This window comes from Candidatus Magnetaquicoccus inordinatus (genome assembly GCF_004217665.1).
In the GTDB taxonomy this organism is placed as follows: Bacteria; Pseudomonadota; Magnetococcia; order Magnetococcales; family Magnetaquicoccaceae; genus Magnetaquicoccus; species Magnetaquicoccus inordinatus.
Genome location: NZ_RXIU01000175.1, coordinates 1 through 7,603 on the forward strand (window position 1 = coordinate 1; position 7,603 = coordinate 7,603).

Here is a 7,603-nt window from a genome sequence, read left to right on the forward strand (position 1 = left end):
CGAAAAACTCCTCCCATGGAACATTGATAAAGCCATTTTGTCAATGAGCTGAGATACGCGGAGAATTCACCGCTTACAGAAAATTGGCAAATGCGCTTGCCCTGGCCATCACTCTCTCTGGTTTCATGAGCCGCACAAGCAGCAGCGAAGATAATTAAAGAGTCGGCTGATTGCCGGGAACGAGTGGAGCAACCACCGGCTGCTGCAGAGCAAGAACACACTGCGGCCTATCCCCATACGCACGCAGAGTTGAGCCGAGCGCCGATGTAAACAAATATCCTCGAAAACCAGAAAATCCGGCTTGTGCATCGACAAGCTGCGCCACATCGGCTCTTTCCACGCCCGTCAGGGCAAAACCCACGGTACTGTTCTTTTCATCGACCAGACGCAGCAACCGTGGCACCACTCTCTTTTGTGGCTCAAAGATCCAGCCAACTACTCTGACAAAGGGTTCTGCGGCTCCAATGGAGTGGATCTCATCGAGAAAGCCAATACAGGGAGTGGCAAGAGGGGGGGTAAAGGGTTGTCCCATTTCCCGATGCAGACCGGCATAAGGATAGCTGCCAAACATTGCCAGTCCCTGCTGGCGTGCATGTTCAGAAATTTGCCGCACTCTATCCACCCTGGGAAAGAGTGAAGGAATATATTGCGTATCACGGGCCTCCAATACCAGCGCCAAAGCTGCAGTTTCTCGCGCTGTAGTGCTGGCATTGTTTTTCTCCAAGGCCGTCAATTGATGTTTGATCAAGAACAGATAAACACCAAGAGCGAGCAGTGCTGTCGCTCTGCGCACGGCCACCCCACGAAACCATTTTTCTTCGTGCAGGAGGATGAGCAAAGCGACCCACGCCATCAGCGAGGCAGTTGTATATCGCGAGGAGAAGGCTTGTTCTAACCCTAGCGACAAGCGACCTCCTGCTGTTCCAAACACTGTTCCGGCGATATAAACGATAAAAGCCAGCAGAGCAAATTGGTAAGGATTTTTTTCTTTTCTGAGCAAATTGACAAACAACACTATCAGTGCAACAATGATAAACAAGATACCAGAATAAAAGGAAATATTTTTGGCAAGAGCATCACCCGCAAACAAAAAGAAAAAGGGATTGCCGATATAGAGTATACTATAGTGGATCATGCCTAATGGATCATGGACAATGGTATCAAGCAAGGATCCGTGATGTTTGATTGCTTTATAATCAAGAAAATAGATAAATGGAACCAGAATGGACATCAGCAACAAGAGCATATTTTTTAGGCGACTGATTCTGAACTGCCATACAAACATAGATAAAACAAAAAACACCATCACCCCATTGGCCATTGTCAACGAGGAGAGTATTGCCACAAGAAAGGAGAGCCAGAACTCTTTTGCGGATTGATTGTCAATATATTTTGCCATCAGAAAAAAGGAGAGCAAGGGCAAGATATTGGCAGCAAACATCTGTGACTGGAACCCCCAGGTCAGATTTTCGTTCTGCATCCAGAGGAATAGCACTCCAATGATAAAAAATTCCAACGCATTGAATAGTTTCTGCTGTTGGCCCTGTTTTTGTTGCATGCGGCGAATGAGAGAGATATATATCCAGCAAGAGATAGCGACAAAACAATAATTGGCGACAATCAAAAAAACATATGAGCTGTTAAACAGTTTGTAATCAATATAGAAGAGTAGACGAGAGAGGACAATTCTGTGTTCATTATGCTGTGCCCACCATAGGGAATAGAATCCTTCCTTGATTTTTAAGATAAATTCCACCGTGCTTCCCCACATATCCCAAAATGGGATTGGGGAATAGTGAATCCAACCTCCAGCCACAGCCAATGCCACCAGCAGAAGCGCTGCCCCACCACTGAGGGCAAGATATATATTACTGACAATCTGCTTCATAACCCAGCATAACCTCTAGCACTCTTCGCTCTGCGCAAGCGTATCACCATCGGAACCCGACTCCCACCGCCCTTCTCAAATGCGATAACAGAGGAGCGCTGACCTGGCCAGAGTCACAACCCTTCGGGCTCTGCTGGCCAAAAAGCGTTCCTGAAATCGGCTTCTGATGTTTGCTGCAAAAAAGGGAGGATAGTGACCACTGCTTAACTTTGGGGCCCATTTGCAAACCGCGTGACAGCATATTCAGTACAGAGAGATAGGCTCACGCGACTGAGGGTGCCACATGTTCGCCCAGGGCAGCAGCTCTGCGTTCCAGTTGGCGGTTGGCCAAGACACAGAATCATAAACCACCCAGCAACGCATGCCCAGCAGCGAGAGGATCAAGCCAACTCTTAAGGAGAAATATGGCACTCCCCCCTCTCGGTGTCGAATGCAGCATACTATTGCCGAACGGCAATAAATCGTCAAGCCCACCACCTACAGCCATAGGCAGGCTCAGCTCGGTTGATTGATTTTTCTGAGAATAATCTCAGCAATAGTGTCACCGCGTAGATCGGAAAAAAACGCTCCTCGATGGCTGATCAGACATGTGTAGCTTGGTTGAGAAATGATGCGGATTTGTTAAATGCTTTTCTTCTATACGCAGGAAAATGCGTATGGTGTCACTCGATTTACCTCAGGAAAATGCGTATGGTGTCACTCAATTTACCTTGCCACTCGATTTACCTTGCACCCATAGAGGGGTCCATATATGTTCCTCGACTTAAAAAAAAGTTTATGATAAAATATTTTTTATCGTCACAAAACAATTAATAAATTGCCTTTTAGAGCGTATCATAATTATGCTAAAAACTATTATAGAAACAAGTAAATAGAGCTTATGATGACTGACTAAAATACAATCACAACCTAATGCAATAGTTTGTGTTTTTTTAGTAATTTTTCTCGGTGTAAAATGAATAAAAAATTGCTGCGGAAAACAATTAACAACTTTCTTATAAGCTCCGACAGGAGAGACAGGAACTATCTCATAAGGATGTCGTATCTCATATTTCCATCTTCTAATTTTATTACCTACTAAATCACCAATAATTGGAGGAACATGACTTGGAAAAAAATCAACCCCACTGACTTCGTATATCCCAAACGAGACAAAGTTATACTTTTCAAAAATACACATGATCAAATCCGTACTTTGGATTAAACTCTATCATTTTTTCTTTTAAAATAGGCAACAACATTTTTATCTCACTAATTTCCCGATATGTATTTGGAAAAAATAAACGTTCGACATGATCTGCATGAAGGATAAAATCACTCTGTAACTTATATTCAAATGCCCAAGCATGTGGGTCAGCGTATCTACGAAGAAACGATGCGACCTCATTACCAAAATATTTATTAACAACTCCAAGAGAGCATTCTGATTGCTGATGTCTCATTATTCTAGGAAATTCTTCAACCAGAGCAGCGCGAACCTCAACAAAAAATGAAAAAAAATCATCGTAACAACACATTGATTTGCGTTTTATTATATCTATATCTTGCGCTTCTCCTAACAAACCAAATTCAAGACCACCTATATCGACAGGACTTCCATAAACAAATTTTTCTTTATTATCTACAAGGAAACTTTCGCTTAGCTCTAAAACCATATTCCCTCTCAAAGATGGCGGAGATAAAACAGGAGTTCCAATAAAAAAATAAACACCGGCACCAGATATGAATTGTTCATATCTGATAATTTTTCTTAATAGGTGCAAACTATTAAAATACAACACCTTGCTAGAGAATAGATTATTCACTTTTTCAAAGACTCATTAACCGGCTTTTCTTGTTTTCTGTCATCACTCTTCAGCAATAACTGCCACTCGGAATTTGACTCGCTCAAAATTTTCTGGAACTGTATAAAATATCGATCACATTCCTCTAAACCAAAAAGTGTTCCACTCTCATCATCTTCAATATTTTTTCTGATTAAATTCAGATTGGAACGAAATGCTTTTAATCTTCCTGAAACCAATGTAAAGTATGTCCATTGCTCCTTATATTTCAAATTGCTTTGAAAGGTTGCCAAACCAGAAGCAACAGTACTTGTTACTAACGCTACATTTTTCATGATCGCCATAAAATTAGAATCATTGAAACTTAGCCCAAGACAAACTGTAGTGACTATTGTTAAAATAGTCTGACCACCAAATATAATGTGATATTTTATTCTACACGATTCTCTCTTCTGGTCAAATCTAACAATCTGATAGGCGACCTGATTGCATAACTCATTAAGAGACTTCATATAATTTGCAGACATGGTAACCACCAATATAGCTTAATATTTGTAAAATTCATGCATGATATACTTAACCACACCATCCTCATCTGCAGATGGAATAATTATTGATGCGATATTTCTTATTTCTGTTACAGAGTCACGGGGAGCAACTGATATGTTAGCATATTTCATCATACCGAGATCGTTTAGATGGTCTCCAAAAACAGTTAAAGACATCCTGTCAAATCCTAACCAATTTAGAATCACTTCAATAGCCTTATCTTTAGATGCTTCCCTTGAAGTTATAGTTAGCCAATAATATCCTTCAAGATAAAAATTCTTGTAGAAATATACATCTATCACGTCATTAATTTCATTTAATAAACGCTCATTTAGATAACTCAATCTATCGTAAGAATCGATAAGAATAATTCTTACGACACTAAACGATAAACATTTTCTTAAATCAGTTCTCATAAATTCCTGATCTCTAAAATATTCAGAATCTTCAGTACACCATTTTACACCAACATGTCTAGAGTTGTCATATACGATAAGATCTCTGCTTCCATCATTGATTAAAAAAATTGGAGACAACTTACAATCAACAATAATATTATATATAATTTTTGGAGATGTTTTACAAATACTATTTGTAACAACATGGTTCCCAGTTAATAAATTTGATATAAATGCACCATTATAGCATATTACAGGCAGACGAAAATCAATACCTAAGAATATTTTCTTAATAGACGATAACCCTCGTCCTGTAGCTACTGTGAACAACAATCCATCATTTATCATTCTTATTAAATTATGTCTGGAAAAATCACTGAGAGAGTCATTTGCAATTAAGGTACCATCAAGATCAGAAATATATACTTTGCTCAATTAATACACTCCTTGCGTATAAACAAAACAATCTGCCATAAGTTGGGAGTATGTACCGACGGATTAGTAATAATAGCAAATAAACACGTAGCCATTCGGTAAACCCCTTTTCCACATGGTCACGCCTACTCTATGCCTCATTAAATAGCTCATTTTTGTTTCTAGTACCAAACCTCTTAAAAATAACCACAGTAAACCGCACTTCGGTGGTACACATTGGGTGAACATCAAGTGGTACAGTACGGGCGATTATTGACAAGTGGATTCCATAAAATGTCAAACTACTACAATCCCCAATACAGAGCAGTTGATTATCCATCGTATTTATCAAACTTTATCGTTCAGTCATATAGAACAGTGTTCCACATTTCGTGCATCTTGCAAAAAAATATTTTGCAGTCCAATAATAATCACAATCCCTTCTCTCGTGGCATTCATAACAATACTCACGTCCAGATGACCCATTTGGAGAAGGGACTGTCGTTCCTTGTCCTGGAGGATGCCAAGCACCGTTATCACCAAAAATATATCCTATTTCAGAAAAGCCCATATAATTTCCTCCTTGAACTATGCTTGCAGAAATCTATTCTTTGAAGCATATAAATTGATATATATATCTGAATAAATCTGTGTTACTCCATACTAATTTCCTCCGACAGACGAAATCGTTGACACCATACTAATTTTCTGACTGGACACCAGAAATTAAGGAACTTCATATTAATTCACCTTTTTAGTTATGTAATAATCACCACATCCCACTTAACTGCCCCGCAAACAACTCACCCCCCCCCTCCAGTATGAACAACAGACAAAAACAACCTCTATATGTTTTGCTACGCGCATCAATTCTGAAACCACCCTACCCACAATTGTTTATCATCCTTCAAAATACCAAATTCCAGCATGCTGGGAATCCATGTCGGGGTGTCATAGACCGGACGAACAAAACAGTGTGTGCCCACATGATCTGCGCAATATTTTTCCATGGCACGATAGCGTTTTCCCTCTGCCGACCAGCCCCGGTTGAGGGATTTTTTTTGGGGAAACAGGTTGGAATCCATACCGCCACCAAAAGAGTAGGCAATAAAATGGCCTTTTTCATATCCATCCGGTAAAACCCGGGTGCTCGGCCCTAAAAACCCCCTCTGACGATTGATATCTCGTCGATTGCGTGGCAATTGCGACTGACCAAATACCGCAACCACGCGGCTATCAGTCTCCTCTTCGCTTCCATCGCTAGCACACCCCACTCTCTCATCAACCAAGTCAAACAGAGTGAAAAAACCTTTATCTGCTTCAAACTGATAAATATTGGCCATCCCGCCAATCATCGTTTCATAATCTTCTATCCACACGGCTTTCATCCGCTCCGTCAATTGCCTCCAAAGCTCTTGCATCTCTAAACCATGCAAATCAACCAGGAATGATGCGTAGTCGAATTCAAAAGGGTTACCGTTTGCTGTCATCTTCTTGCTCCTGAACCAAACAGTAATCCACCTTCCCACAACAAAACAACATCACCCCTCGTCCAACCAACAGAACGGGAAACAACCGCGCACAATATCATTCCACACGCCATGGATAAAAAGTCTATCAAACGATTCAGGACGATGCAAAACAAAAAATTATTCTATTCAATAAAATCTGACTTCGGATTAACCAACGCTTCACTGGAATCACATCCATTTTACAATATCAATAGCATATTCGTAATCGGCGGAAGTATAGCGCATGCATGGTCAACCCTGGATGTCTGTTTTTCTGGCACGACAAAAGAGCATATAAACCAATAGTTTGTACAAAGAAAATGCAGCAAACAAGTGGCATCTCCACGCTACACGGGTAGGACAATCCAATAAGCTCCCATCCTCAAATAAGTACACAACCTGCTGTTGCGAAAAACAGAGGGACTGCAATATCCGTGGTAAAAGGTTGATGGATCTTTCCCCTGCCTCTCCAGCTCACACCTCGTTGGAAGAAAGACGACAAGAGATCGTCATCCCATTTTCCAGGAGCAAGGCGACGACTCCTCGCCATCTTGTGAACGGATCTACGAAATGCAAGGTGTATGACGAAGACGAATAAAAGGTATACAAATATTTAAATCGAGGGACATCATTCGTATTTTGAGAATTTGATGAACATCTTAGGGGTTTTAGGAAAATCTATAGGCATCATTCGCATTTCGTAGCCATTCAGGCTCATACTGGCTCGCCAGCTCTACCCCCATGGGGATGCTGTGCGAATTGGCGCAAAAATGCGCGCCAATCCGCACAGCTTGCTTCCATTAGGCGCTTAAGCCGACGCAAAAAGCGCGTCGGCTTCGTGTGATAAGCGCGCCAAAGGCAAAAGATAAAAGATAAAAAGACAAAACCCCAGAGGCTTTGCCTCTGGACTCCACCAGGGAGGTGCCCTCAATGCCATTAACTTAGCAACATGGTCTATTATTTGGTAGAATAGGCGGGTATATTCCACTCTTAATGTAGGAGCCGCAAGCTATGTCTGTTACATTCCGTTGCCACACAGCCATTTAAAAATATTTATCA

Annotated in this window: 6 protein-coding genes; all 6 read right to left on the reverse strand. The window is 41.0% G+C overall.

The genetic code is table 11. The annotated features are described in order from the left end of the window. Positions 1 to 154 precede the first annotated feature (154 nt). The 6 genes from EJP87_RS11845 to EJP87_RS11870 all read right to left on the reverse strand — a co-directional run bounded on the left by EJP87_RS11845 (position 155) and on the right by EJP87_RS11870 (position 6,523). Positions 155 to 1,480 (reverse strand): cytochrome C assembly family protein, encoded by a 1,326-nt coding sequence (locus tag EJP87_RS11845; RefSeq protein WP_130472089.1) that lies wholly within the window; start codon positions 1,478 to 1,480, stop codon positions 155 to 157. Positions 1,481 to 2,663: 1,183 nt separating this feature from the next. Continuing rightward, positions 2,664 to 3,068 (reverse strand): hypothetical protein, encoded by a 405-nt coding sequence (locus tag EJP87_RS11850; RefSeq protein ID WP_130472090.1) that lies wholly within the window; start codon positions 3,066 to 3,068, stop codon positions 2,664 to 2,666. After that, positions 3,055 to 3,693, reverse strand: coding sequence for a hypothetical protein (locus tag EJP87_RS11855; RefSeq protein ID WP_130472091.1), 639 nt, complete (start codon positions 3,691 to 3,693; stop codon positions 3,055 to 3,057). The genes EJP87_RS11850 and EJP87_RS11855 overlap by 14 nt, the downstream gene beginning before the upstream one ends. Further along, positions 3,690 to 4,199, reverse strand: a complete 510-nt coding sequence (locus EJP87_RS11860; RefSeq protein WP_130472092.1) for an SLATT domain-containing protein — start codon at positions 4,197 to 4,199, stop codon at positions 3,690 to 3,692. Before EJP87_RS11860 ends, EJP87_RS11855 begins: the two co-directional genes overlap by 4 nt. Before the next feature lie 18 nt (positions 4,200 to 4,217). Then, positions 4,218 to 5,054 (reverse strand): HAD-IIB family hydrolase, encoded by an 837-nt coding sequence (locus tag EJP87_RS11865; RefSeq protein ID WP_130472093.1) that lies wholly within the window; start codon positions 5,052 to 5,054, stop codon positions 4,218 to 4,220. 845 nt (positions 5,055 to 5,899) lie between these two features. After that, positions 5,900 to 6,523 carry a DNA/RNA non-specific endonuclease gene (locus EJP87_RS11870; protein ID WP_130472094.1) on the reverse strand — a complete coding sequence of 208 codons (624 nt, stop codon included), beginning with the start codon at positions 6,521 to 6,523 and terminating at the stop codon, positions 5,900 to 5,902. Between the last annotated feature and the right edge of the window lie 1,080 nt (positions 6,524 to 7,603).